This window comes from Streptomyces sp. P6-2-1, from assembly GCF_050613165.1.
In the GTDB taxonomy this organism is placed as follows: domain Bacteria; phylum Actinomycetota; class Actinomycetes; order Streptomycetales; family Streptomycetaceae; genus Streptomyces.
In genome coordinates, this window is sequence record NZ_CP192513.1 from 5,634,742 (window position 1) to 5,659,454 (window position 24,713).

Annotated in this window: 25 protein-coding genes; 13 read left to right on the top strand and 12 right to left on the bottom strand. The window is 71.5% G+C overall.

Annotation, left to right across the window (positions count from 1 at the left end):
• Positions 1–125: 125 nt before the first annotated feature.
• The 4 genes from ACQYWQ_RS23940 (at position 126) to ACQYWQ_RS23955 (ending at position 4,666) form a co-directional block, all read left to right on the top strand.
• Complete coding sequence (locus ACQYWQ_RS23940; RefSeq protein ID WP_431037358.1) at positions 126–2,732, top strand: ATP-binding protein; 2,607 nt, start codon at positions 126–128, stop codon at positions 2,730–2,732.
• Positions 2,729–3,409: a response regulator gene (locus ACQYWQ_RS23945; RefSeq protein WP_431037359.1), complete on the top strand. Its 681-nt coding sequence runs from the start codon at positions 2,729–2,731 to the stop codon at positions 3,407–3,409. Before ACQYWQ_RS23940 ends, ACQYWQ_RS23945 begins: the two co-directional genes overlap by 4 nt.
• Positions 3,410–3,493: 84 nt before the next feature.
• Positions 3,494–3,913: an OB-fold nucleic acid binding domain-containing protein gene (locus ACQYWQ_RS23950; protein WP_431037360.1), complete on the top strand. Its 420-nt coding sequence runs from the start codon at positions 3,494–3,496 to the stop codon at positions 3,911–3,913.
• Positions 3,914–3,916: 3 nt separating this feature from the next.
• The gene (locus ACQYWQ_RS23955; protein ID WP_431037362.1) at positions 3,917–4,666 is read left to right on the top strand and encodes a DUF3159 domain-containing protein; all 750 of its coding nucleotides are present in this window, start codon (positions 3,917–3,919) and stop codon (positions 4,664–4,666) included.
• Between the two features lie 81 nt (positions 4,667–4,747).
• On the opposite strand, the gene ACQYWQ_RS23960 is transcribed toward ACQYWQ_RS23955, so the two are convergent.
• A complete protein-coding gene (locus tag ACQYWQ_RS23960) occupies positions 4,748–5,431 on the bottom strand; it encodes a potassium channel family protein (RefSeq protein WP_129287420.1) in 684 nt (227 codons plus the stop codon).
• Entirely contained in the window at positions 5,431–6,099 is a 669-nt protein-coding gene (locus ACQYWQ_RS23965; RefSeq protein ID WP_431037364.1) for a potassium channel family protein, read from the bottom strand. The genes ACQYWQ_RS23960 and ACQYWQ_RS23965 overlap by 1 nt, the downstream gene beginning before the upstream one ends.
• Positions 6,100–6,364: 265 nt before the next feature.
• Here ACQYWQ_RS23965 and ACQYWQ_RS23970 point away from each other — a divergent pair, with 265 nt between their 5' ends.
• Positions 6,365–8,440, top strand: coding sequence for an APC family permease (locus ACQYWQ_RS23970; protein ID WP_431037365.1), 2,076 nt, complete (start codon positions 6,365–6,367; stop codon positions 8,438–8,440).
• 107 nt (positions 8,441–8,547) lie between these two features.
• A complete protein-coding gene (locus tag ACQYWQ_RS23975; protein WP_431037367.1) occupies positions 8,548–9,891 on the top strand; it encodes a class I SAM-dependent RNA methyltransferase in 1,344 nt (447 codons plus the stop codon).
• A gap of 99 nt (positions 9,892–9,990) precedes the next feature.
• Here ACQYWQ_RS23975 and ACQYWQ_RS23980 read toward each other — a convergent pair whose 3' ends face one another.
• The 4 genes from ACQYWQ_RS23980 to fabG all read right to left on the bottom strand — a co-directional run bounded on the left by ACQYWQ_RS23980 (position 9,991) and on the right by fabG (position 13,581).
• On the bottom strand, positions 9,991–10,257 hold the full coding sequence (locus ACQYWQ_RS23980) for a hypothetical protein (RefSeq protein ID WP_431039420.1): 267 nt from the start codon (positions 10,255–10,257) through the stop codon (positions 9,991–9,993).
• A gap of 550 nt (positions 10,258–10,807) precedes the next feature.
• Positions 10,808–11,629 (bottom strand): AfsR/SARP family transcriptional regulator, encoded by an 822-nt coding sequence (locus tag ACQYWQ_RS23985; protein ID WP_431037368.1) that lies wholly within the window; start codon positions 11,627–11,629, stop codon positions 10,808–10,810.
• A 158-nt stretch (positions 11,630–11,787) separates the two neighbouring features.
• Positions 11,788–12,777, bottom strand: a complete 990-nt coding sequence (locus tag ACQYWQ_RS23990) for an aromatase/cyclase (protein ID WP_431037369.1) — start codon at positions 12,775–12,777, stop codon at positions 11,788–11,790.
• Between the two features lie 18 nt (positions 12,778–12,795).
• Positions 12,796–13,581 (bottom strand): 3-oxoacyl-ACP reductase FabG, encoded by a 786-nt coding sequence (gene fabG / locus ACQYWQ_RS23995; RefSeq protein ID WP_431037370.1) that lies wholly within the window; start codon positions 13,579–13,581, stop codon positions 12,796–12,798.
• 166 nt (positions 13,582–13,747) lie between these two features.
• On the opposite strand from fabG, the gene ACQYWQ_RS24000 reads away from it, so the two are divergent.
• The 3 genes from ACQYWQ_RS24000 to ACQYWQ_RS24010 all read left to right on the top strand — a co-directional run bounded on the left by ACQYWQ_RS24000 (position 13,748) and on the right by ACQYWQ_RS24010 (position 16,222).
• The gene (locus ACQYWQ_RS24000; protein WP_431037371.1) at positions 13,748–14,215 is read left to right on the top strand and encodes an aromatic-ring-hydroxylating dioxygenase subunit beta; all 468 of its coding nucleotides are present in this window, start codon (positions 13,748–13,750) and stop codon (positions 14,213–14,215) included.
• Between the two features lie 99 nt (positions 14,216–14,314).
• The gene (locus ACQYWQ_RS24005) at positions 14,315–15,391 is read left to right on the top strand and encodes a serine hydrolase domain-containing protein (protein WP_431037373.1); all 1,077 of its coding nucleotides are present in this window, start codon (positions 14,315–14,317) and stop codon (positions 15,389–15,391) included.
• Positions 15,392–15,448: 57 nt separating this feature from the next.
• Positions 15,449–16,222 carry an SDR family NAD(P)-dependent oxidoreductase gene (locus tag ACQYWQ_RS24010; protein WP_431037374.1) on the top strand — a complete coding sequence of 258 codons (774 nt, stop codon included), beginning with the start codon at positions 15,449–15,451 and terminating at the stop codon, positions 16,220–16,222.
• A 137-nt stretch (positions 16,223–16,359) separates the two neighbouring features.
• Here ACQYWQ_RS24010 and ACQYWQ_RS24015 read toward each other — a convergent pair whose 3' ends face one another.
• Positions 16,360–17,226 (bottom strand): class I SAM-dependent methyltransferase, encoded by an 867-nt coding sequence (locus tag ACQYWQ_RS24015; RefSeq protein ID WP_431037376.1) that lies wholly within the window; start codon positions 17,224–17,226, stop codon positions 16,360–16,362.
• Between the two features lie 207 nt (positions 17,227–17,433).
• On the opposite strand from ACQYWQ_RS24015, the gene ACQYWQ_RS24020 reads away from it, so the two are divergent.
• From ACQYWQ_RS24020 to ACQYWQ_RS24030, 3 genes are read left to right on the top strand one after another with little or no spacing between them, the layout of a single operon-like run.
• Entirely contained in the window at positions 17,434–17,868 is a 435-nt protein-coding gene (locus ACQYWQ_RS24020) for an ester cyclase (protein WP_121790980.1), read from the top strand.
• A 3-nt stretch (positions 17,869–17,871) separates the two neighbouring features.
• Complete coding sequence (locus ACQYWQ_RS24025) at positions 17,872–18,738, top strand: SDR family oxidoreductase (RefSeq protein ID WP_431037378.1); 867 nt, start codon at positions 17,872–17,874, stop codon at positions 18,736–18,738.
• Positions 18,735–19,619 (top strand): NmrA/HSCARG family protein, encoded by an 885-nt coding sequence (locus ACQYWQ_RS24030; protein WP_431037379.1) that lies wholly within the window; start codon positions 18,735–18,737, stop codon positions 19,617–19,619. Before ACQYWQ_RS24025 ends, ACQYWQ_RS24030 begins: the two co-directional genes overlap by 4 nt.
• A 105-nt stretch (positions 19,620–19,724) precedes the next feature.
• Here ACQYWQ_RS24030 and ACQYWQ_RS24035 read toward each other — a convergent pair whose 3' ends face one another.
• The 5 genes from ACQYWQ_RS24035 to ACQYWQ_RS24055 form a co-directional block, all read right to left on the bottom strand.
• Positions 19,725–20,612, bottom strand: a complete 888-nt coding sequence (locus tag ACQYWQ_RS24035) for an MBL fold metallo-hydrolase (RefSeq protein ID WP_431039321.1) — start codon at positions 20,610–20,612, stop codon at positions 19,725–19,727.
• Positions 20,613–20,641: 29 nt separating this feature from the next.
• Positions 20,642–21,085 (bottom strand): ester cyclase, encoded by a 444-nt coding sequence (locus tag ACQYWQ_RS24040; RefSeq protein WP_431037380.1) that lies wholly within the window; start codon positions 21,083–21,085, stop codon positions 20,642–20,644.
• A gap of 56 nt (positions 21,086–21,141) precedes the next feature.
• Positions 21,142–22,203: a zinc-binding dehydrogenase gene (locus tag ACQYWQ_RS24045; RefSeq protein WP_431037381.1), complete on the bottom strand. Its 1,062-nt coding sequence runs from the start codon at positions 22,201–22,203 to the stop codon at positions 21,142–21,144.
• The gene (locus tag ACQYWQ_RS24050; RefSeq protein WP_431037382.1) at positions 22,200–23,096 is read right to left on the bottom strand and encodes an NAD(P)H-binding protein; all 897 of its coding nucleotides are present in this window, start codon (positions 23,094–23,096) and stop codon (positions 22,200–22,202) included. Before ACQYWQ_RS24050 ends, ACQYWQ_RS24045 begins: the two co-directional genes overlap by 4 nt.
• Positions 23,097–23,219: 123 nt before the next feature.
• Positions 23,220–24,011, bottom strand: a complete 792-nt coding sequence (locus tag ACQYWQ_RS24055) for a TetR/AcrR family transcriptional regulator (RefSeq protein ID WP_431037383.1) — start codon at positions 24,009–24,011, stop codon at positions 23,220–23,222.
• Between the two features lie 105 nt (positions 24,012–24,116).
• Between ACQYWQ_RS24055 and ACQYWQ_RS24060 the strand changes: the two genes are divergently transcribed.
• Entirely contained in the window at positions 24,117–24,707 is a 591-nt protein-coding gene (locus ACQYWQ_RS24060; RefSeq protein WP_431037384.1) for a DUF2269 domain-containing protein, read from the top strand.
• Positions 24,708–24,713 lie beyond the last annotated feature (6 nt).

Consider the following 24,713-nt stretch of genomic DNA (forward strand, 5'->3'; position numbering starts at 1 on the left):
GAGCGGGGTCCGGGGCGGAGCCGCGCGAGGGCCGGCCGCGCGTGGGCGTCAGGGTCGCGTCAAGGTCGCCGCCGCGAACCCGGCCGGGGCGACACCAGCGGCCGTCACCACGGACAATGGCACGCATGGCCCGCGGCAAACTCCGTATCTACCTCGGCTCCGCCCCCGGCGTCGGCAAGACGTACGCCATGCTCGCCGAGGCCCACCGGCGCCTGGAGCGCGGCACCGACGTCGTGGTCGGCTACGTCGAGCACCACGCCCGCCCCCGTACCGAAGCACTGCTCACCGGGCTCGAAGAGCTGCCGCGCGCCCACCACGCGCGCCGTGACGCCGCGCGCACCGAGATGGACGTCGACGCGATCCTGCGCCGCGCCCCCGCCGTCGTCCTCGTCGACGAACTCGCCCACACCAACGTCCCAGGGGCCCGCAACGCCAAGCGCTGGCAGGACGTCGAAGAGCTGCTCGCCGCGGGGATCGACGTCGTCTCGACCGTCAACATCCAGCACCTCGAATCGCTCGGCGACGTCGTCGAGTCGATCACCGGGGTCGGCCAGGACGAGACCGTGCCCGACGAGGTCGTGCGCCGCGCGGACCAGATCGAGCTGGTCGACATGTCGCCCCAGGCGCTGCGCCGCCGCCTCGCGCACGGCAACGTCCACGCGCCCGACAAGGTCGACGCGGCCCTCGCCAACTACTTCCGCCCCGGCAACCTCACCGCGCTGCGCGAACTCGCCCTCCTGTGGACCGCCGACCGCGTCGACGAGTACCTCCAGCAGTACCGGGGCGAGCACAACATCGAATCCACCTGGCAGGCCCGCGAACGCATCGTCGTCGGCATCACGGGCGGCCCCGAGGGGCGCACCCTCATCCGCCGTGCCGCGCGCATGGCCGCGAAGGGCTCGGGCAGCGAGATCCTCGCCGTCTACATCGCCCGCAGCGACGGCCTCACCTCCGCGAGCCCCAAGGAACTGGCCGTCCAGCGCACCCTCGTCGAGGACCTCGGCGGCACCTTCCACCACGTCATAGGCGACGACATACCCGCCGCGCTCCTCGACTTCGCGAAGGGCGTCAACGCCACGCAGGTCGTCCTCGGCTCCTCGCGCCGCCGCAGCTGGCAGTACGCGCTGGGACCCGGCGTCGGCATGACGGTCGCCCGCGAGTCGGGCCCCGACCTGGACGTCCACATCGTCACGCACGAGGCGGCGGCGAAGGGCCGCGGCCTGCCCGTCGCGCGCGGCGCCCGCCTCGGCCGCTCCCGCATCCTCGCGGGCTGGCTCGTCGGCGTCGGGGGACCCGTGCTGCTCGCCCTCGTCCTGCGCGCGCTCCACGAGGGGCCGGGCCTCGCCAACGACGTCCTGCTCTTCCTCTTCCTCACCGTGGGCGCCGCGCTCCTCGGCGGCCTCGGCCCCGCGCTCGCCTCCGCGGCCGTCGGCTCGCTCCTCCTGAACTTCTGGTTCACACCGCCGACGCGCACGTTCACCATCAGTGACCCCTCGAACATCGTCGCGATCGTCATCTTCTTCGCCGTGGCCGTCGCGGTCGCCTCCGTCGTCGACCTCGCGGCCCGCCGCACCCACCAGGCGGCGCGGCTGCGCGCCGAGTCGGAGATCCTCTCCTTCCTCGCGGGGGACGTGCTGCGGGGCGAGACGACGCTCGACGCGCTCCTCGACCGCGTCCGCGAGACCTTCGCGATGCACTCCGTGGCCCTCCTGGAACGCCAGGGCGACCGCGAGCCCTGGACCCCGGCGGGGAGCGTGGGCCCCGCACCCGCCGCGCGCCCCGAGGACGCCGACGTGGACATGCCGGTGGGCGACCACATGGCGCTCGCCCTGTCGGGGCGCGTCCTGCCCGCCGCCGACCGCCGTGTCCTGGCCGCCTTCGCCGCCCAGTCGGCCGTCGTCCTGGACCGCGAGCGACTCCAGCGCCAGGCCCGCCAGGCCCGTACGCTCGCCGAGGGCAACCGCATCCGCACGGCGCTGCTCGCCGCCGTCAGCCACGACCTGCGCACGCCGCTCGCCGCCATCAAGGCCGCGGTGACCTCGCTGCGCGCCGAGGACGTCGCATGGTCCGACGAGGACCGCGACGCCCTCCAGGAGGCCATCGAGAACGGCGCCGACCGTCTCGACCACCTCGTGGGCAACCTCCTCGACATGTCCCGCCTCCAGACCGGCACCGTGACCCCGCTCATCCGCGAGATCGACCTCGACGAGGTCGTCCCGATGGCACTCGGCGGACTGCCCCCCGACGCGCTCGTCGACCTCGACGTGCCCGAGACGCTGCCGATGGTCGCCGTCGACGCGGGGCTCCTGGAGCGCGCGGTCGGCAACGTCGTCGAGAACGCCGTCAAGTACAGCCCGCCCCGCACGCCCGTCCTCGTCGCGGCGAGCACCCTCGGCGACCGCCTCGAACTCCGCGTCGTCGACCGCGGTCCCGGCGTCCCCGACGAGGCCAAGGAGCGCATCTTCGAGCCCTTCCAGCGCCACGGGGACGCTCCGCGCGGCTCCGGCGTGGGCCTCGGCCTCGCCGTCGCGCGCGGCTTCACCGAGGCACTCGGCGGCACCCTCTCCGCCGAGGACACCCCGGGCGGTGGCCTCACGATGGTCCTCACACTGCCGGTGCGCGAGGCAGCCGCGGCCCCGAGGGAAGGCCATCCCGCCCCCGTACCGCCCGAAGACACCCCGCGGGATCAGCCGACCGCCGCGATGACCGACAGAAAGGCGGCTCGTTCATGACCCGCGTGCTGGTGGTGGACGACGAGCCGCAGATCGTCCGCGCCCTCGTGATCAACCTCAGGGCGCGCCACTACGAGGTGGACGCCGCCGCCGACGGTGCCGCCGCCCTTCAGCTCGCCGCCGCGCGCCACCCCGACGTCGTCGTGCTCGACCTCGGGCTGCCCGACATGGACGGGGTCGAGGTGATCAGGGGACTGCGCGGCTGGACCCGCGTGCCGATCCTCGTGCTCTCCGCGCGGCACAGCTCCGACGAGAAGGTCGAGGCGCTCGACGCGGGCGCCGACGACTACGTCACCAAGCCCTTCGGCATGGACGAGCTGCTCGCCCGCCTCCGTGCCGCGGTACGCCGCGCCGAGCCCGCCGGAGGAGAGGGCGAGAGCGTCGTCGAGACGGAGGACTTCCACGTGGACCTCGCGGCGAAGAAGGTGCGGCGCGAGGGCAGGGACATCCGTCTCACCCCCACCGAGTGGCACCTCCTGGAGGTCCTGGTGCGCGACGCGGGCCGCCTCGTCGGGCAGAAACAGCTGCTCCAGGAGGTCTGGGGCCCCTCGTACGGCACCGAGACCAACTACCTCCGCGTGTACATGGCACAGTTGCGGAGGAAACTGGAGAAGGACCCCGCCCATCCCCGGCACTTCCTCACCGAGCCGGGCATGGGGTACCGGTTCGAGAAGTGACCCCCGGGTTCGTGGAACGAGCGCGGGGAAGAAGAGCGAACACGGGGAAACCCCTCCCCTCGTCCCCCCGATAGGCTGCGCATCATGAGCGGAACTCCCAGGCCCGGCAGGCCGGAGAAGGCGGAACGACCGGCAGGCCGGCTGCGCCGCATGCTGGACCGCCTCTCCACGCCGCAGGAGGAGCTGGAGTCCGAAGAACTCCAGGAGGATGCCCAGACGACCACGGGCTGCACCCGCATCGCCGCGACGGGCGACCGGCAGCTCGTCACCGTAACTGGTACCTTGCGCACGGTCACCCTGCGGCCACGCGCCGGGGTCCCCGCGCTGGAGGCCGAACTCTTCGACGGCACGGCCCCGCTCGACGTCGTATGGCTCGGCAGGCGCTCCATCACGGGGATAGAGCCCGGGCGCAAGCTGATCGCCTCGGGCCGGGTCTGCATGAATCATGGCCGTAGGGTGCTGTTCAACCCGAAGTACGAACTCAAGCCCCTCGGACGGGAGTAACCGGTGACGTCCCTCGACAAGCCGACCAGCCACCGGAAGCAGGACGGACCACCGGGCGATACACCCCAGGAGGCCGCCGACCGCGCGGTGACCGAGGCCGCGCTGCTCGAAGCCTTCGGCGGCCTGCGCGGCATGATCGAAACGGTCGTTCCCGGGCTGCTCTTCGTCACGATCTTCACGATCAACAAGGACCTGAAGATCTCCGCCTTCTCGGCGCTCGGTGTCTCGATCCTGCTCGGGCTCGCGCGGCTCGTGCAGCGCGGCACCATCAAGCACGCCTTCTCCGGCGTCTTCGGCGTCGGCTTCGGCGTCCTCTTCGCGATGTTCACGGGCAACGCGAAGGACTTCTACCTGCCGGGCATGGTGTACACCTTCGGCCTGGCACTCGCCTACATCCTCACGACGCTCGCCGGTGTCCCGCTGATCGGCCTCATCCTGGGCCCGATCTTCAAGGAGAACCTCTCCTGGCGCACCCGCAACCCGGGCCGCAAGAAGGCGTACGCGCGCTCCAGCTGGGCCTGGGGCCTGATCCTCCTCCTGAAGTGCGCGATCCTCTTCCCGCTCTACTGGTGGGGGGACACGACCTCACTGGGCTGGGTCCTCGTCGCCCTCAAGATCCCCCCCTTCCTCCTCGCCGTCTGGCTCACCTGGATCTTCCTGGCCAAGGCACCGCCGCCGATCGACGTCTTCGCGGAGATGGAGGCGGCCGAAGAGGCGGAACGCGCGGGTAAGTCAAGCCCCTCCGGCGATTGAGGAGCGGGGCCCGGGGCGGAGCCCCGAACCCGGCCCCGGGGGTCCGGGGGCACCGCCCCCGGACCCCCGGGGCCGGCCGGACTACTCCTCCTGGCCGACCCCGTCCCCCCGCCCCGACAGCAACGCTTCGAGCTGCTCCTCCCGCGACTGCGCCGCGACGAACAGCAGCTCGTCACCCGCCTCCAGATGGTCCTCGACGGTCGGCGCCAGCACCCGTGTCCCCCGGATGATCGTCACGAGCGACGTGTCCTCGGGCCACCGCACCTCCCCGACCCGCGTCCCGGCCAGCTCGGACTCGGGCGGCAGCGTCAGCTCCACGAGGTTCGCGTCCCCGTGGCTGAAGCGCAGCAGCCGTACGAGATCGCCGACACTCACCGCCTCCTCGACCAGCGCCGACATCAGGCGCGGCGTCGAGACGGCGACGTCCACGCCCCAGGACTCGTTGAAGAGCCACTCGTTCTTCGGGTTGTTGACGCGCGCGACCACACGCGGCACCGCGTACTCCGTCTTGGCGAGCAGCGAGACCACGAGGTTGACCTTGTCGTCACCCGTCGCCGCGATCACGACGTTGCAGCGCTGGAGCGCCGCCTCATCGAGCGAGGTGATCTCGCAGGCGTCGGCGAGCAGCCACTCCGCGCGCGGCACCCGCTCCACCGAGATCGCCGTGGGCGTCTTGTCGATGAGCAGGACCTCGTGCCCGTTCTCCAGGAGTTCCCCGGCGATGGAACGGCCCACGGCCCCTGCCCCCGCGATGGCGATCCTCATCACTGACCGCCTTCCTGCGGACCCTCGGCGAAGGCCGCCTCGACCCGCTCCACGTCCCCGGTCCGCATCATCACGTGCACGAGGTCCCCGTCCTGCACCACCGTCTGCGAGGTCGGCAGCATCGCCTCGCCGAGCCGCGTGAGGAACGCGACCCGCACCCCGGTCTCCTCCTGGAGCCGGCTCACCTTGTGCCCGACCCACGCCTCGGTCGCGTACACCTCGGCGAGCTGCACCGCGCCCGTCGGGTCCCGCCACAGCGGCTCCGCGCCCGAGGGCAGCAGGCGCCGCAGCATCTGGTCGGCCGTCCACCGCACCGTCGCGACCGTCGGGATGCCGAGCCGCTGGTAGACCTCGGCGCGGCGCGGGTCGTAGATCCTGGCGGCGACGTGCTCGATGCCGAACATCTCGCGGGCGACCCGCGCCGCGATGATGTTGGAGTTGTCGCCGCTGCTGACGGCGGCGAAGGCCCCCGCCTCCTCGATGCCCGCCTCGCGGAGGGTGTCCTGGTCGAAGCCGATGCCGGTCACCCGCCGCCCGCCGAACCCTGAGCCGAGACGGCGGAAGGCGGTGGGGTCGCGGTCGACGACGGCGACCGTGTGCCCCTGCTGCTCCAAGGTCTGCGCGAGAGCGGAACCCACTCTCCCGCAGCCCATAATGACGATGTGCACGACCGTCCTTCCGGCTGAATCGACTCGGGCGGCCCTTCGCTCGCGGGCCAGGTCCGGGGAACCGGCCCGCCGTGCAGACGGACCGGCCCACGCTTCCGGACAAGGGGCCAAGCTACACACGTCGCACGGCAGGTACATATCCGCCCGCCCACCGGACCCGTGTCGCGTCAAGCAGGCGTCAAGGTTCGCGCGTACGCGTTAGGACTTCGCAAGGACGGGGGTGGGAGGTGGGTGCGCGCCTGTTCGAGCCCTTAGGATCGCCGCCGTGTCCAAATTGACCGACGTGCCCAAACGGCTCCTCATCGGGCGCGCACTGCGCAGTGACAGGCTCGGCGAGACCCTGCTGCCCAAGCGCATCGCTCTCCCCGTCTTCGCATCGGACCCGCTCTCCTCCGTGGCGTACGCGCCCGGCGAGGTACTGCTGGTGCTCTCGGTCGCGGGCGTGTCGGCCTACCACTTCAGCCCCTGGATCGCCGCGGCCGTGGTCGTCCTCATGTTCACGGTGGTCGCCTCGTACCGCCAGAACGTCCACGCGTACCCGAGCGGCGGCGGCGACTACGAGGTCGCCACGACGAACCTCGGGCCGCGCGCCGGACTCACCGTGGCGAGCGCCCTGCTCGTCGACTACGTGATGACCGTCGCCGTCTCCGTCTCCTCGGGCGTCGAGAACCTCGGCTCCGCCATCCCCTTCGTCGTCCAGCACAAGGTGCTGTGCGCGCTCGTCGTCGTGTTCCTCCTCACTGTCATGAACCTGCGAGGTGTACGGGAGTCGGGCAAGCTCTTCGCGATCCCCACGTACGTCTTCGTCGGCGGCGTCTTCCTCATGATCGTCTGGGGGATCGTGCGCGGCGTCCTCATGGGCGAGGACCTGAGCGCGCCGACCTCCGACTACACGGTCAAGGCCGAACACCAGGGCCTCGCCGGTTTCGCGCTCGTCTTCCTCCTCCTGCGCGCCTTCTCCTCGGGCTGCGCCGCGCTCACCGGCGTCGAGGCGATCAGCAACGGCGTCCCCGCCTTCCGCAGGCCCAAGAGCAAGAACGCCGCCGCGACCCTCGCCCTCATGGGCCTGCTCGCGGTCACGATGTTCTGCGGGATCGTCGGGCTCGCGATGGCCTCGCACGTACGGATGGCGGAGAACCCGGCCGTCGACCTCCTGCACCACGGCGTCCCCGTGGGCGCGGGCTTCGTGCAGGACCCGGTCATCACCCAGGTCGCCTCCGCCGTCTTCGGCGACGGCACCTTCTTCTTCGTCGTGCTCGCGGCGGCGACCGCGCTCGTCCTCTTCCTCGCCGCGAACACCGCGTACAACGGCTTCCCGCTGCTCGGCTCGATCCTCGCCCAGGACCGCTACCTGCCCCGCCAGCTCCACACGCGCGGCGACCGGCTCGCCTTCTCCAACGGCATCGTCCTCCTCGCGGGCGCCGCCGGGTTCCTCCTCGCGGTGTACGGGGCCGAGTCCACGCGCCTCATCCAGCTCTACATCGTCGGCGTCTTCGTCTCCTTCACGCTCAGCCAGACCGGCATGGTGCGGCACTGGAACCGCCTCCTCGCCACCGAGCGCGACGAGGCCGCGCGCCGCCGGATGCACCGCTCGCGCGCCATCAACGCCTTCGGCGCCGTCCTCACCGGCATCGTCCTCGTCGTCGTCCTCATCACGAAGTTCACGCACGGCGCCTGGGTCGCCGTCCTCGGCATGGTCATCTTCTACGGAGTGATGACGGCGATCCGCAAGCACTACGACCGCATCAGCGAGGAGATCGCGCTGCCTCCCCCCGGCGAGGACACCGAGGACATCCTGCGCCCCTCGCGCGTGCACAGCGTCGTCCTCGTCTCCCGGCTGGGCCGCCCGACGATACGAGCACTGTCCTACGCGCGCCTCATGCGCGCCGACTCGCTCGAAGCCCTCACGGTCGGCGTCGACCCGACCGAGACGAAGGCGCTGCGCGCCGAGTGGGAGCAGCGCGGCATCGAGGTCCCCCTCAAGATCCTCGACTCCCCGTACCGCGAGGTCACGCGCCCCGTCATCGAGTACGTGAAGCGGCTCCGCAAGGAGAACCCGCGCGACGTCGTGAGCGTGATCATCCCCGAGTACGTCGTCGGGCATTGGTACGAGCACCTGCTTCACAACCAGAGCGCCCTGCGCCTCAAGGGCCGCCTGCTCTTCAGCCCCGGCGTCATGGTCACCTCCGTCCCCTACCAGCTCGAATCCTCCGAGGCCGCCAAGCGCCGCGTCCGCCGCCGCCAGAACTGGTCCGCGCCCGGAGCCGTGCGCCGCGGCCCCGTCGAGCGCAGGGCGAAGGAACCGGCGGGCACGGGAGGCGGGGGCAGGCCGAAGGACTGAGACCGCCCGTGGTCCGTACGGGGGACGGCAGCCCCGTAGACTGGAAGGCTGCTGCCCCCATCGGCCGCCCGCGTACCCGCACCACCACTTTCAGGAGCCCCCGCCCCATGCAGGCAGAACCGAAGAAACCGCAGTCCGGGGCCTCCCTGGTGGGTCAGGAGTACGAGGTCGAGGTCGGCCCCGTCGCGCACGGCGGCCACTGCGTCGCGCGTACGCAGGAGGGCCGCGTCCTCTTCGTACGGCACACGCTGCCCGGCGAGCGCGTCGTCGCGCGCATCACCGACGGCGCCGAGGACTCCCGCTTCCTGCGCGCCGACGCGGTCGAGATCATCGAGGCGTCGAAGGACCGCGTCGATGCCCCGTGCCCCTTCGCGGGCCCCGGGCGCTGCGGCGGCTGCGACTGGCAGCACGCGAAGCCGGGCGCGCAGCGCCGTCTCAAGGCCGATGTCCTGCGCGAACAGCTCGAACGCCTCGCCGGGCTCACGCCCGAGCAGGCCAACTGGGACGGCACCGTGCTCCCGGCCGAGGGCGACAAGCTCCCCGCCGGAGAGGTCCCGGCCTGGCGCACGCGCGTCCAGTACGCGATCGACGAGGCCGGTCACGCGGGCCTGCGCCGCCACCGTTCCCACGAGGTCGAGCCGATCGACCGCTGCCTCATCGCCGCCGAGGGCGTCAGCGAACTCGGCGTCGAGGCGCGCGACTGGAGCGGCATGGACACGGTCGAGGCGATCGCGGCGACCGGTTCCCAGGACCGCCAGGTCATCCTCACCCCGCGCCCCGGAGCGCGCCTGCCGATCGTCGCCCTGGACAAGCCCGTCTCCGTCCTGCGCGTCGACGAGAAGGACGGCGGCGTCCACCGCGTCCACGGGCGCGCCTTCGTCCGCGAGCGCGCCGACGAGCACACCTGGCGCGTCGGCAACGGCGGCTTCTGGCAGGTCCACCCGAAGGCGGCGGACACGCTGGTGCGCGCCGCGATGCAGGGCCTGACCCCGCGCAAGGGGGAGACGGCGCTCGACCTGTACTGCGGCGTCGGCCTCTTCGCCGGAGCGCTCGCCGACCGCGTCGGCGAGAAGGGCGCGGTCCTCGGCATCGAGACCTCCAAGCGCGCCGTCGAGGACGCCCGCCACAACCTCGCCGACTACCCCCGCGTCCGCATCGAACAGGGCAAGGTCGACCAGGTCCTCCCCCGCACCGGCATCACCGAGGCCGACCTCATCGTCCTCGACCCCCCACGCGCCGGCGCCGGCAAGGCCACCGTCCGCCACCTCACCACCCTCGCGCCCCGCCGCATCGCCTACATCGCCTGCGACCCCGCCGCCCTCGCCCGCGACCTCAAACACTTCGCCGAGAACGGCTACCGCGTCCGCGTCCTGCGGGCATTCGACCTGTTCCCGATGACGCAGCACTTCGAGTGCGTGGCGATTTTGGAGCCCGCGACAAAGGGCGTCTGACCTGCGGATTTCTTGTGTTTCCCAGATGTGGTCGGTGGTGGTCGGCCTGTTTCCCGGAGGTCACCGCGTGGAGCCTGTTTCAGGTAGCCGCCACGTGGTTCACCCGCGGTTCAGCGGCGCGAGTGTGCGGCTCGATCCGTCGGGTAGCGCGTGAGGTCTTCTCTCCGGGCCTTGGGCTATACGGCGACAGGTCGGGGTAATTTTCCGAACCGGTGGGTGAGTTGAGGCTCGGGCGGCCTCGGCCGGCTTGAACACCGTCGCCAGAGCGGCGGCGAGCATCCGGCGGGCGCCTTCCCGCACCATCTCGTCGATCAGCGAACCGCTTGCGGTGGTGCCCTCTTCGTTGACGGCGCTGAGCACGGGCATGCTTTCCCGACCCGTGCGGCGAAACACGGGCCTACTCGATGACCTTCAATCGATCTCCGCCTTTCACGCGCCGCCCGGGGGCTGATCCGCAAGGCATGAGCATTGCTCCGCATGGAGCACTTCACAGGCTTCCGCTACGCGTCTTCACCTGCGGCTCGGCGTAGACGGCGCGGGGGTGAAGAGCGCTTCGCCGCGACCTGTTTGTCGCCGCAGCCCTGCGGCAGGGCTGCGGGCGTCCCCGGCCGTGGCGGGGCGCCGGCATCCTGCTGGTACGGCGACTGCCTGCCCTCGTGTGACGTCCTCATGCTCATCGACCTCTGTGTGGGGGCCGTCCGGGCCTCGATGTCCTCGTCGGCGAGACATCCCCCTGGACGAGGTGGTGACGCCGTCGCCCGCATGCGCAGGGGGCGACGTCCCGCGCTCGGTGGTGGTTCTCCGACGACCGAGCGTGCGCGTCGAGCGAGTCGTCCCCCCGGACCTCCAAGGCTCCCTGCGTCCGGCCGACTCCGCCGTTCCCTTGAGGACGGCAGAGCCGGGACCGGAAGGGTGGTCAGGCCGCGTACAAGTCGAACGTGGAGCCTCGGCGTTCATCGGTGAGGAGATCGAGGCGGCTGTCGACGGTGAGGATGGCCTGGTGGAGCCGTTGCAGCTGTGGTGAGGGTTCCACGCCCAGTTCCTCGATCAGCCGGGTGCGCAGATCGCGGTAGACGCTCAGGGCGGACGCCTGGCGGCCGGAGCGGTAGAGGGCGACCATCACCTGGGAGTGCAGGCCCTCGTGTTGCGGATGACGGGAGATCAGGTCGAACAGCTCGGCGATCAGCCGGGAGTGCTTGCCCAGCCGTAGATCGGCGTCGATCCGGCGCTCCGTGGCGACCAGACGGGACTCCTCCAGCCGCATGACCTCGATCTCCAGGACCGGCCCGACGGGCACGTCGACGAGCGCCGGGCCTTCCCACAGGGACAGGGCCTTGGAGAAGGTCGCGGAAGCCTCCTCGTCCCGGTTCTGCTCGAAAGCGCTCTGCGCGGAGGCCACCAGGCGCTCGTACTGGCGCACATCGGTGCACGCCGGCTCCATCTGGAGGACATAACCGCCGTGCCGGGTGGCGAGTACGTCCTTCGCCGTGCCCAACGCGTCCGGGCCCAGGGCGGTGCCCAGGCGGCGGCGGAGCTGGAGTATGTACGTCTGGAGCGTGGTCAGTGCGCTCGCAGGCGGTTCCGTACCCCACAGCTCGTCCATGAGGGTGGACACCGGTAATATCCTGCCCGGGTGCAGTGCCAGAAGGGCAAGGATCTGCCGCGGCTTCCCAGCCGTGGGAACGATGGATTCACCTCGTATGGTCGCCCCGAAGGGACCCAGAAGCTGGATCTCCATGAATTCTCCCCGTCTCTCCGCGCTGTTGCGCCGAGTCAAAAAGATGAGTCAAGAACTCATCTCGGTGTGACGATACTCCACTCACGCCCTCGATACTCGGGTTCACCGTCAGCTCGGGCGCCGCTGCCGCTGAAATCGGCCAGACTTCTTCGGAATTCTTAGTTGAGCTTTATTTGGGAAATTTTACTCCTGGTCGCGCCCTCTGCGTATTTCTCGGCATATTCCTTCGCGAGGTGGAGAGTCGCGGTGCTGTTGCGGCCGAGCGCCTCGCGCACGTACGAGCGCGCCTCGGCGAGGCCGGCGCCCTCGCCGAGCACCCGAGGGATGTTCTCCTCGCGCAGGACCACACCGTGATGCGAGGTGACCGTCACGCCCGACACGTCGGGGACGACCTGCCACTCGCCGATGTGGGCCGACATCAGCGCGGGCGTCACCGTCTGCTTGTAGACGATGCGCCCTGCATGCGGGAAGCAGACGCGCACCGATTCGGTGGTGTGTGTAGAGCCGTCCGCGGTGCGGGTGTCCATCGACATCGCCTGGACCCCGGGTTCGTTCTCCACCACGTCCAGCCGGGACACGTGCGGCACGAGGTCCGGCCAGTCGCGCACCCGGTAGAGGAACTCGTAGACCGGCTCGGCCGGTCCGTCGACCCGGACGGAGTCCTCGAAGGACAGCACGAGGTCGCCCAGACGCGTCCAGCGCTCGGCGAGCTCCTTCAGACTGCCCAGCTCGGCACGGCTGTTGGTGTCGGTCGCACGCTCCACCCACGCCACGTCGTCCGCCGAATCGCCTGCCACGGTGAAGTCGTGCAGCAGGACCAGTCGCGACGCCGCGGCGCCGCGCGGCTCGACGATCCAGGTCCCGCCCATGGACTTCACCGGTGCCGCCGACTGCTCCTGCCGGAACTCGATCCGTCGTGCCTCGGGGGCCAGCTCCCGGCGTGAGGTCCATGACGTGGTCCGGCCGTTGGCCGTGGCCCACATGCGCAGCCGTTCCCGCTGCCCGTCGGACTCCAGTTGCTCCACGTGAACGTTCGGCGGGAAGTACAGCGGCCACGTGACCGCGTCGGAGACGATCCCGTAGACCACGCTCGCCGGCGCGGCCACGTTGATCTCGTGCCTGGTGCGGTGCACTCGCTCGGCAGCCATCCAGAAGCCCCTTTCGGATCAGAAGTTGCCCAGACCGCCACAGACATTGAGCGCCTGTGCCGTGATGGAGGCGGCATGTTCGGTGGTCAGGTAGCCGACGAGGCCCGCCACTTCCTCGGGAGTCGAGTAGCGCCCGAGCGGGATCTTCGCCTCGAACCGTTGCCGTACGTCGTCCTGCGTGGTGCCCCAGGCGGCCGCGTAGCCCTGGCGGACCCGTTCGGCCATCGGGGTCTCCACATAGCCGGGACACACGGCGTTGACGGTGATACCGGCCGGGGCCAGTTCCCTGCCCAGCGCCTTGGTAAAGCCAACGACACCGTGCTTCGAGGCGGAGTAGGGGGCTCCCAGCAGTACGCCCTGCTTCCCGGCGGTCGAGGCGATGTTGATGATCCTGCCGTAACCGGCGTCCGCCAGGCCGCCGGTGGTGAGCGCGGCGCGGGTCACCAGGAAGACGCTGTTGAGGTTGGTGTCGATGACGTCGTACCAGAGCTCGTCCGTGATACCGGCCGTCGGGCCGCCCCCGCTGCGCCCGGCGTTGTTGACCAGGACGTTGACCGGGCCGAAGGTGTCGATCACGGAGCGGACCAGGAGCGCGACGGAGTCGGCGGAGCGCACGTCGGCCTGTGCGCCCGCCACCTCCAGGCCGTCCTCGCGCAGTTCCTTGACGGTCCGCTCGACCTTGTCCCCGTCGCGGGCGCAGAGGAAGACACGGTTCCCCCGGCGCCCCAGGTCCCGGGCCACGGCCAGGCCGATGCCACTCGTGCCCCCGGTGACCAGGGCTACCGGGTTCGTCACTGTCGTCATTCGTCTGCCTCCCGAGCGGCGATGGTGGCTTCGACCGTGTCCCGGTCAGCTCGAAGGCCGCACGAACATCACTTGAGACGCGGTCTTCGAGGTGTCCTCGAAGCCCGCTCGACCCGGGTCCCGGACCGTGGCGGAGAACGCGGGACACGAGGGAACGGAGAAGTCCATGACCACGCAGTCGACAACCACCCGAGCCGCCGTCCGGCCGCGGGACGCGGAAGCGTTCGGCGCCCTGTACGCGCAGGTGCAGCAGTTCTACGCCCACCAGATGCAGTTGCTGGACTTCGGCGAGTGCGAGCGGTGGGCCGCCACCTTCACCGAGGACGCCACCTTCGAGGTGCCCACGCTGCCCGAGCCGGTGGTCGGGCGGCCCGCCCTGGCCGCGGCCACCGGACGCACCGCGGCCCAGCTGGCGGCGAGCGGCACGCGGCACCGCCACTTCATCGGCATGTTCGACGTCGCGGAGCAGCCGGACGACACGATCCGCGTGCGTTCGTACGCCATCGTGTACGCGTCCCCGGCCGGCGGCGAGTCGCAGGTGCACCGCGTCTGTGTCTGTGACGACGTGCTGGTCCGCGTCGTCGGCGGACTCCGGGTCGCCACACGCGTGGTGACCCGCGACGACCTCGCCTGAGCGGGGTTCGAGCGACTCGCGTCCGGGCCTCCATCGCGGGCCGCCAGGCTTCCGTGGAGGGAAGCAACCAACCGCCATACGACATTGGGGTGTGCCTACATGCCGCAGACGACCATCGCTACTTCGCAGGTCCCGGCCCACAGGGAGGCGGTCCAGCACGCGGCCGACCGTCTCGCCGAACTGGGTGCCGCCGGTGTCCAGTTCCGCGTCACCCGGGGGGAGCACACGTTTGTCGTCACCTCCGGCGTCGCCGAACTGGGCACCGACCGGCCGGTGCCCGAGGACGGCCGGTTCCGGATCTCCTGCATCACCAAGCCGTTCGTCTCCGTGGTGGTGCTGCAACTGGTCGCCGAGGGCCGGATCGAGCTGGACCGCACCGTGGAGAGCTACCTCCCCGGGCTGCTGCCGCAGGGCGGGCGGATCACCGTCCGAAATCTGCTCCAGCACACCAGTGGCCTGTACAACTACGCCGATTCCTTCCAGAAGCCGGGCGACCGCTTCCTGCGCGACCGCTACAACCACTACGAGCCCGAGGACCTGATCGCCATCGCGGCCGGCAAGCCGCTGGAGTTCGAGCCGGGGGAGGAGTTCGCCTACTGCAACACCAACTACTTCGTCATCGGCCTGCTCATCGGGAAGGTGACCGGCCGCTCGTACCGGGACGAGATCCGCGAGCGGGTCCTGGAGCCGCTCGGGCTGAAGGACACCACGCTGCCGGGTGACGCCCCGGAGATCCCCGGGCCGCACGCCCACGGCTACATGCGGATCGCGGGCCGTACCGAGGACGTCACCCTGATGAACCCCTCCGAGGCCGGCTGCGCGGGCGAGATCATCTCGACCACGGCGGACCTGGACCGCTTCCTGGTCGGTCTGTTCGGCGGAGAACTGCTCGCCGAGCCGGAGTTCAAGGAGATGACCACTCCGCTGCCCGGCGAGATGATCAAGGACCTGCCGATGGGTATCGGCTACGGCCTCGGGCTGATGAAGCTCCAGAACGATGACGGCCTCGATCTGTGGGGGCACGGCGCGGGCATCCCCGGGTACGCCACGTTCGCGGCGACCACCCGTGACCTCGGCATCCGGGTCCAGTTGTCGATCACCCTCGGCGCGGACTTCACCAAGGAGGCGGAGCAGGCTGTCATCCGGGGTGTCAACACCGCGGTCTGCTTCCGATGACCGGCGTGATCTCCCCGTTCCGGGCCGGGGGCCCGGCGCTGGAAAGGACTCCGGCACATGGCGAAGCGTGAGACCGTGGCCGGCGGCGAGGAGCGGGCCATCGTCGTCACCGGCGGCGGCACCGGGATCGGCCGCGCCACCGCGCGCGCGTTCCACGAGGACGGGGCGCGTGTGCTGGTCGTCGGCCGCTCGGCGCGGACGCTCCGGGAGACCGCCGACGGATACGCCGGGATTCGCTGCCTCACCGCCGACGTGCGGGCCCCCGAGGCCGCCGAGGAGATCGTCTCGGCGGCCCTGCGGGAGTTCGGCCGGATCGACGTCCTGGTCAACAACGCGGCCGTCACCGGGTTCGCGTCGCTGGACGCCCTCGACCGGGCGTCTGTCGAGGCGCAGTTGTGCACGAACCTGATCGGCCCCCTGTTCCTGACCCAGTGCGCGCTGGACGCGCTGGAGGCGACCAGGGGCACCGTGGTGAACGTCAGCTCGGCGGGCTCGCTCGGCCGCCGGGCCTGGCCGGAGAACTCCGTCTACGGCATGGCCAAGGCCGCCCTCGACTTCCTCACCCGCACCTGGGCCGTGGAACTCGCCCCGCGTGGCATCCGCTGCGTGGGCATCGCCCCCGGTGTGGTCGACACCGGCGTCGGTGTGCGGGCGGGTATGCCCGCCGAGGTGTACGAGGGGTTCCTGACGCGGATGGCCGGGCGGATTCCGGCGGGTCGGGTGGGGCGTCCCGAGGACATCGCCTGGTGGATCGTACGGCTGACCCGGCCGGCGGGTGCGTACGCCAATGGCACCGTGCTGGCCGTGGACGGCGCGCTCTCGGTGACCTGAAGCGGGCGCGGGCGGCGGCGCCGGTTCCCTTCGTGGGCCCCGGCGCCGCCGTCCGTCGCGCGTACCGGAGCGGCCGGGCACGCACGAGAGCGGAGGGCCGGGACAGCCCCGGCCCTCCGCTCTCGTGCGTGCCCGGGTCAGCGGGCGACCGTCGCGGTGACGTACCGGACCGGCACCTCGATCCGTACCGGACCGTCGCCCTCGCGCAGCGCGTCGAGCGCGGTGACCAGGCGGGACCGCAGCGCCGCGGCCTCCTCGCCGGGCAGGTGCTGCCACAGCAGGCGCATGCCCTGGGTGTGCGACCAGTCGACCCACGCCGTGCCGGAGGCCGCGGTCATCGGCACCGGCTCGTCGGCGATCCGCACGCCGGTGAACCCGGCCCGCCGCAGGGCCGCCGTCAGGTCGGCGGGGTGCTCCAACCAGGAGTGCAACTGCCGGTGCAGCTGCTCCGGGTGCCAGGACTCGGGCAGGTGCCGGAGCAGGCCCAGCGGAATCAGCTCGGTGAACACCGGCGGCAGGAAGGGGAAGGTGTCCCGGGCGAACACCGGGCTGGTGAAGGCGATCCGGCCGCCGTCGGCCAGCAGCCGGGCGAAACGGGCGAGCGCGGCCCGCGCGTCCGGCAGGAAGATCACGCTGTAGCTGCCGAGGATCAGGTCGAACGAGCGGGCCGGCAGGTCCGGGTGCTCACCGTCCATCACCCGCACCTCGACGTTGCCGATGCCCTGCCGCCCGGCCTCGCGTCGGGCCTCCTCGACCATCGCCGGGGCGATGTCGACACCGAGGGCGCGGCCCGCCGGACCGATCAGCCGGGCGGCGGGCAGCAGGGTCGCGCCGAGGCCGCACCCGATGTCGAGCACTCGCTCGCCGGGGCGCGGTGCCGCTCGCTCGACGAGCCGGCGGCCCATAGGCGTGAAGAATTCCACGCCCATCCGGTCGTAGATGGCCGCGGCCTCGTTGAAGGCGTTGGTGACTTTCGCTTTGTAAGCGGCGGTGTCCCTCGTCACTCGTTCGCTCCGTCTCGTGCGGAAGAAAGTGTCTTTGTTTCATCGTCCTGGCGCGGAAACGAGGACCGCCGGACGAGGCGTGGAGAATTGCTCGACGCTCGCTCGAATTGTTTTGGATCTGGGGTGGGACAAGGAATCTGGGCCTTGTTCGCGGCAATGTGCTGCCGCAGGATTGCAGGAAAGCCCATGCGGTCCGAAAGGAGTGAGATGAGCGGTCAGATTGATGCCGTGCGTCGAATGATAAGGGCGTACAACACCGGAGTCACCGATGATGTCGCCGAATACATACACCCGGAATACCTGAACCCGGCGGCGTTGGAACACATGGATGTGCGAGGGCCCGAGTCCTTCGCGATGGCCGTCACATGGCTCCGGATGACGTTCTCCGAGGAGGCCCGTCTCGAAGAGGTACGGATCGAGGAGCGCGGCGACTGGGTCCGCGCCCACCTCGTGCTCTACGGCCGGCATGTCGGCGATCTGGTGGGTATGGCTCCCACCGGGCGGGTCTTCTCGGGTGAGCAGATCCATCTGATCCGGTTCGTCGACGGCCGGATCCGCGACCACCGTGACTGGCCCGACTACCAGGGCACCTACCGGCAGCTCGGGTCGCCGTGGCCCGAGCCCAGCGGCTGGAGGGCCTGAGGGATGATCCTGGTCACCGGAGCCACCGGCAAGGTCGGCCGTGAGGCCATCCGGCAGCTCCTCGGACTCGGCCACGGCGTCCGCGCGCTGAGCCGCAGGCCCGAGGACGCCGAACTGCCCGGTGGAGTCGACATGGTCGGGGGCAGCCCGGCCGACCCCGCCTCGCTCGACGAGGCCTTCACCGGCGTCTCGGTGGCGCTGGTGGTACTCGCCGGGGACGTGGCGCGCGAGGCGGCCAACATCGCGGAGGCCGCCAGGAGGGCGGGCACGGACCGGATCGTGCTGCTGTCGTCGGCGAGCGTCCTGCATCCGCTGCCGCACGGCATCGCGGACGAGCATCGGGCCGCAGAGGAGGCGGTACGGCGGTCCGGCGCGTCCTGGACCTTCCTGCGCCCAGGCCCGTTCCACGCCAACACCTCCTGGTGGGCCCGGACCGTGCGTGAGCGGGGCGCGGTGCGCTGCTGGATCGGGAACAACCCCGGGGCGCCCGTCGACGAGTACGACATCGCCTCGGCCGCCGTCGCGGCGCTCACCCGGGACGGGCACGAGGGCCGGTCGTACCTGCTCACCGGCCCGGAGACGCTCACCTCGCGCGAGCAGGCGCGGATCCTCGGCGACGTGCTGGGCCGGGAGCTGGACTTCTCGGTGGCGCCCGCCGAGGAGGTGGTGGAGGTCTTCGCCGGGATCACCGGCGACCGCGCAGCCGCGGTGACCAACGTGGCCGCGCTGCGCAGCCCCGGGGTGCCCTGGTCGAGGCCGACGACCGCGGTGCGCGACCTCACGGGACGCGAGCCGCGCCCCTATCGGCGATGGGCCGTGGAGAACGCGGTGCTGTTCGCGCCGGACCGAGCGGAGGGACGTGCGGTATGAGCGAGAGTGCGAGGACGGCAGGACCGGTCCTGGTCACCGGGGCCACCGGTCTCCAGGGCGGCGCCGTGGCGCGCGAACTCGTGCGCCGGGGAAGGGACACGGTGGCGCTGGTGCGGGATCGGGACGCGCCGCCGGCCCGCGGGCTCGCGGCACTCGGCGTGACCCTGCGCCGCGGTGACCTGAACGACGAGGCGTCGCTGCGGGCCGCGATGGACGGCGTGCGCGGGGTCTTTTCGGTGCAGACCTTCATGACGCCGGCCGGGCTGGGCGGCGAGGTCCGCCAGGGGCGTGCCGTGGCCAGGGCGGCCCTGGCCGCCGGCGTGGCCCACGTGGTCTACAGCTCGGTGGGCGGCGCCGAACGGCACAGCGGCGTGCCCCACTTCGACTCCAAGCGGGGCATCGAGCGGTATCTCGCCGAACTCGGGGTGCCGCACACCGTGCTGCGCCCGGCGTTCTTCATGGACAACTTCGCCGCCCACGGCGTGCCCCGGGAGGACGGCACGCTGGTGGTGCGGCTCGCCCTGAAGCCGCACACCCGAGTGCAGTTCGTCGCCGTCGCGGACATCGCGCACTTCGCCGCGGAGGCGTTCGAGCGGCCGCAGGACTATCTGGGGCGGTCGCTGGAGCTGGCCGGGGACGAGCTGACGGCGACCGAGGTGGCCGAGGCCTTCGCCGGGCGCACCGGTTTGCCGGCCCGCTTCGAGGAACTCCCGCTGGACAAGGTCGCGGCCAGCCCGTACATCCCCAACGCGCCGGAGATCGCCCTGATGTTCGAGTGGTTCCAGCGGCACGGCTACCGCGCGGACATTCCCGCGCTGCGCGCCGAGCACCCGGGGCTGATGGACTTCGCGACGTACCTGAAGGGCATCGAGATCGGGTAGCGGCAAGAGACGGCGTTGCCCCGGACCGGCCGACCGCCTGTCCGGGGCAACGCCGTGGGTGCGGGGAGTCCGGCGCACGGGGTGCGGCCCCGGGCTCCCCGCCGGTCATGCGTGGCAGTCGGGGAGTCCGCCGTGGAACACGGACATCTCCTTGAACAGCGCCCCGACGTCGAGGGGGCTGCCGGGCGCCGCTCCGCGCACCTCCGCACAGCCCCGGTGCAGATTCGGCACCAGGCGTTCGGAGTCGAGCAGGTGGTCGAACGGCCCGGGTCGGCACTCACGGGCGAGCCGCAGGGGAGTCAGACCGTCGGCCACGCCCCGCCGGGCCTGCTCGTGGAGCCAGCGGAAGTACGCCTCGTTCGCGTCGATCAGCTCGGGGCCGCCGACCGGGCCGTGGCCCGGCACGACCGTTTCGGCGCCCAGGGCGCGCAGCCGCCGCATGGCCCGCAGCGACCCGGAGACCGACCCCATCAGACAGAACGGCGTGACGCCGGACATCACGAGGTCACCGGTGAACAGCACGCGCCGGTCGGGCAGCCAGACGGCCGTGTCGGCGGTGGTGTGCGCCGGCCCCAGCTGGATCAGCTCGACGCGCACCCCGCCGACGTGCAGCGTCAGCGAGTCCCGGTAGGTGAGCTGGGGCAGGGCCAGTTCCAGGTCGCCCCACCGCACCTCCGGCCACAGGCCGGTGAGGTGCAGCCCGGCCGCCGCCATCTCGGTGCGGGTGTGCTCGTGGGCGACGATCAGCGCCTCGGGGAAGTGCGCGTTGCCGAAGGTGTGGTCGCCGTGGAAGTGGGTGTTCACCAGGGTGCGAGGCGGGGCGCCCGACCGCCGCAGCACCTGGGTGCGCAGCAGTCGGGCGCGCAGCTCGGTGGCCGCGGTGTCCACCAGCAGGCTCTCGCCGCCGTCGGCGACCACGAGCCCGGCGTTGTTGAGGCACCAGCCGCCGTCGGGCTGCACATAGGCGTGTACCCCGTCGGCGACCTCGGCCATGTGCGGTACGGCGGCCCGGACGGACCGGCTCACAGCACGTCTGCCGGGGCCAGCCCCAGCTTCTTGAGCATGGGGAGGTAGTTGAAGACGTCGTAGTGTTCGATCACCTGGCCCGCGTCGTTGAAGCGCAGCTCCTCCAGCATGTACCAGGTCACCGTGGTGCCGCTGGGGGCCTTGCCGAGGAACTCGCCCCCGTGGCTGGCCGTCACGGTGATGCGCAGGCAGACCCGGTCCGCCTCGGCGACGATGCTCTTGACGTCCAGGTGCAGGTCGGGGAAGGCGGCGAGGCCGCCCTCCATCGCCCGCGTCATGGCCTTCGACGACACCGGGCGGTCCTCGGAGAAGTGCTGGATGTCCGGGGCCCAGTGCTTGGTGATCCCCTGGAGGTCCCAGCGGTTCCAGCTGGCGACCATGGAGAGGGCGAGTTCCTTGTTGCGTTCCTGGGCGGACTTCTCGGTCAGAGTGGCGGACATACCGGGTTCCTTTCCGAACGGGGGGGAGTCGAGCCGGTCGGGGTCCGACCGGTGGTTCAGGGCAGCAGGACGTGCTTGCCGACGGTGCGGCCGTCCAGCAGGGCGCGCACCGCGGCCGCGGCCGCGTCCAGCGCATGGCGGGCGGCGATCTCCGGCCGCAGCACGCCCTCGGCGGCCAGCCGGAAGAGGGTGGTGAGGTCGGCGCCGAAGTCCTTGCCGGGCCTGACGTAGTAAGTGGACATGCGTCGGCCGCCGGTGAGTCCGAGGTGCCGGGCGACCCAGCGGCGCACGGTGCGCCGCAGCGCCGGGACGTGGGGGCGGAACCACTGGCCGGGCTCGTAGCCGGCGACGGAGGAGTCGTAGGAGACCAGGGTCCCGCCGGGGGCGAGCATGGCCCAGCTCTCGTCCAGGCCGCGCCCGCCGATGTGGTCGAAAACGGCTCGTACGCCACCGGGGGCACGCTCCCGGACGACGCCGGGGAGTCCGGGCGTGCGGTAGTCGAGGGGTTCCGCGCCCAGCGCGCGCACCGCGTCGTGCTTGCCCGGCGAGGCGGTGCCGAGGACGCGCAGCCCGTGGTGCACGGCGAGCTGGGTGAGCAGGCTGCCGACGCCGCCCCCGGCGCCGTGCACCAGCACGGTGTCACCGGGTTGTACCCGGGCCAGCCGGTGCAGCATCTGCCAGGCGGTCACTCCGTTGGTGATCAGGGCCACGGCGGCGGCCGCGTCCAGTTCCTCCGGAACGGGGACGAGCGTCTTCGCCGGCGCCCGCACGTACCGCGCCCAGGCGCCGTGGCGGGGCATGGCGGCGACACGCTCGCCGACGTGTCTGTCGGTGACGCCCGGGCCGGTCTCGACGACGCGCCCGACCAGGTCGTAGCCGGGGACGAAGGGGAAGGCCGGCGGGAAGGGGTGCAGATGCCCGAGCATCTGCACCTCCGCGTAGGAGACGCCGGCGGCCTCGACCCGGACGAGGACGTTGCCGCGGCCGGCGGTGGGGCGGGCGCCCTCGCCGAGGACGATGTGCCGTTCGGGATCGCCACTGCCGGTCATCCGGACGAACGTGTTCGTGTCGTCCATCGCCACGGGTGGCTTGACGGGCTCGGGGACGCCGGCGGTCATGCGGCCGGCTCCTCGTCCCGGGCAGCGCGCCGCGCGAGGGGTTCCGCGGCGGGCCGCGGAGCGAAGTCGGCGGCATGGTCGGCCACCCACCGGGCGAACGTCCTTGCCGGGCAGCCGGTGACACGCTCGACGGTGTCCAGGGGAACCGGCGGGTGGACGACGGCGTCGGCGAGATACCGCAGCACCATCTCCACGACCGGCGCGGGCATGGCCGCCGCCATGTCCTTCCGTGCCTGGTCCGGGGTGATCTCCTCGAACGCGATCGGGCGGCCGACGGCCCGCGCGATCGCCCGCACCTGACCGGACTGGGTGATCGCCTCGGGACCGGTCAGCAGGTACGCCTGCCCAGCGTGCCCGTCCTCCAGCAGTGCGGCCGCGGCCACGGCGGCCACGTCGGCCTCGTGCACCGGCACCCGCGGCGCGGCGCCGTAGGGAGCGCGCACCACACCCTCGGTGCGGATGGACTCGGCCCACTTCCACAGGACGTTGGACGCGAACTCGTCGGGGCGTACGAAGGTCCACTCCACGCCGGACTCCGCCACGGCGCGCTCCACGGCGCGATGGTGCTCCCCGCTGTGGTTGTCGCCCGACGTGTCCAGCACGGAGGACGAGGAGAGGACGACGATCCGGCGTACGCCGGCCTCCTCCGCGGCCGCGACCACCGCACGGGCGGTCTCGGGGACCGGGAAGAGGTAGAGGCGCTCCACGCCGTGCAGTGCCGCCGTCAGGGTGTGCGGCCGCAGCAGGTCGCCCGCCCACACCTCCGCCCCGTCCGGCAGTGCGGCCGCCGCCGGGTCGCGGGTCAGCGCCCGCACCGGTACGCCCGCGGCGAGCAGGTGATCGGTCACCAGCCGGCCCACGGATCCTGTCGCTCCTGTCACCAGAACTGTCACGCCTGCTCCGCCCTGTCGGCCTCGGCCCTGCGAGGCTGCTTCGTCCCTTGCGCAACCAGGGTGGAAAACCGGACTGGAGGGCCCCCGGAGAGTCGCTGGAGCACGGGGCGGGCCGGGAGCGGGTCAGCCCGCGGAGCGGCCCTCGATGCGCTGTTCGATGCCGTCGAGAATCCGCTGGAGGCCGAACTCGAATCCTCTGTCGGGCCCGAGTCCCTCGCCGACCTCCTCGAAGACCCCCGACTGCCAGACCCGGGTGAGGGCCGGGTAGCGGTCGGCGGAGATCTTCTCCTCCAGCAGGGGCGCGGTCTGCTCGTACCACTCGTCGTAGCTGAGCCCGGAGCGCCGCGCGTCGTGCTCGGCGTCCGCCGACTGTTGGGCCGCGCCGCGGACGTAGCCGTTGAGCAGGTGGACCACGGCGAGCATCTCCCCCTCCGGCAGGCCCACCCCGGACAGGACGCCGAGCACGCCGTTCCACAGCGCGGTCTCGTTGGGGCCCATGAGCATCCGGGAGGAGACGAGGGGCGGCACCCAGGGATGGCGGCGGGCGATGTCCATGCTGCCCTCCGCGTAGCGCTCCAGCGCCTGCCGCCAGCCGTCGGCGGCCTCCAGCGAGGGCGCTTCGCCGAGCACCTCGTCGAGCATGCAGTTGACCAGCTCGGCGCGGCCCGGCACGTAGGTGTAGAGCGACATCGCGGAGACGCCGAGCGGTTCGGCGACCTTGCGCATCGACAGGGCGGCCAGCCCCTCGGCGTCGGCGACGGTGATGGCGGTCCGCACGATGCGGTCGACCGTCAGTCCCTGGCGGGGGCCGCGGGCCGGGCGCACGGGCTCCTGTCCCGCGCGCCACAGCAGAGCCAGGGTACGGGCCGGATCTATCCGGCCATTTCCACTCGTGCTGCTGGTTCCTGACGTCACATCGGCATGGTAATGCTGTACGCTTCCCAGCATTCTCCTTACACCGTAAAGAGTTTGGTGTCCGCGGCGGCGCGCTCCGGACCCGGCAGAAAGCGAGGCGCAGTTTTGGCCGCTTCCACCCCCGCAGCGACCACCAGGCCCGGCGCCCCCCGGCAGCATCCCGCGAGGAAGAGGTTCGAACTCAGCCGCAGAGCACGGAAGTCGACCCTGGCCGTCCACGTCGTGACCTCGGTCGGCTGGGTGGGACTCTCGCTCTCCATGGTGGTCCTAGCCGTCCTGGGCTGTACCACGGAGGACGCCGCCGTCGCCAAGGGCGTCTACTACGCCATGTACGTCTTCGACGACACCAGCGTGACGGTCTTCAGCCTCACCGCCGCCGTCACCGGCATCCTCCTGTCCTGCGGCACCAAGTGGGGGCTGCTGCTGCACTGGTGGATCGTCGTCAAGTGGGCCATCACCCTCTTCACGACGGTCTTCGCGTGGTTCGTGATCCACCCGGTCGTCATGACGGCCACCGAGCGGACGGCCGAGGCGGGCGGCAGCCCGCCGAAGCCGGGCGCGGCCGCGGACTTCCTGCTGTGGAGTGTGCCCCTGCTGTTCGTCCTGCTCACCGTCGCCGCCGTCGTCTCGGTCTACAAACCCTGGGGGCGAACGGCCCGCGGGCGCCGGGCCCGGCCCGCGAACGGACGCGGCTGACGGGCG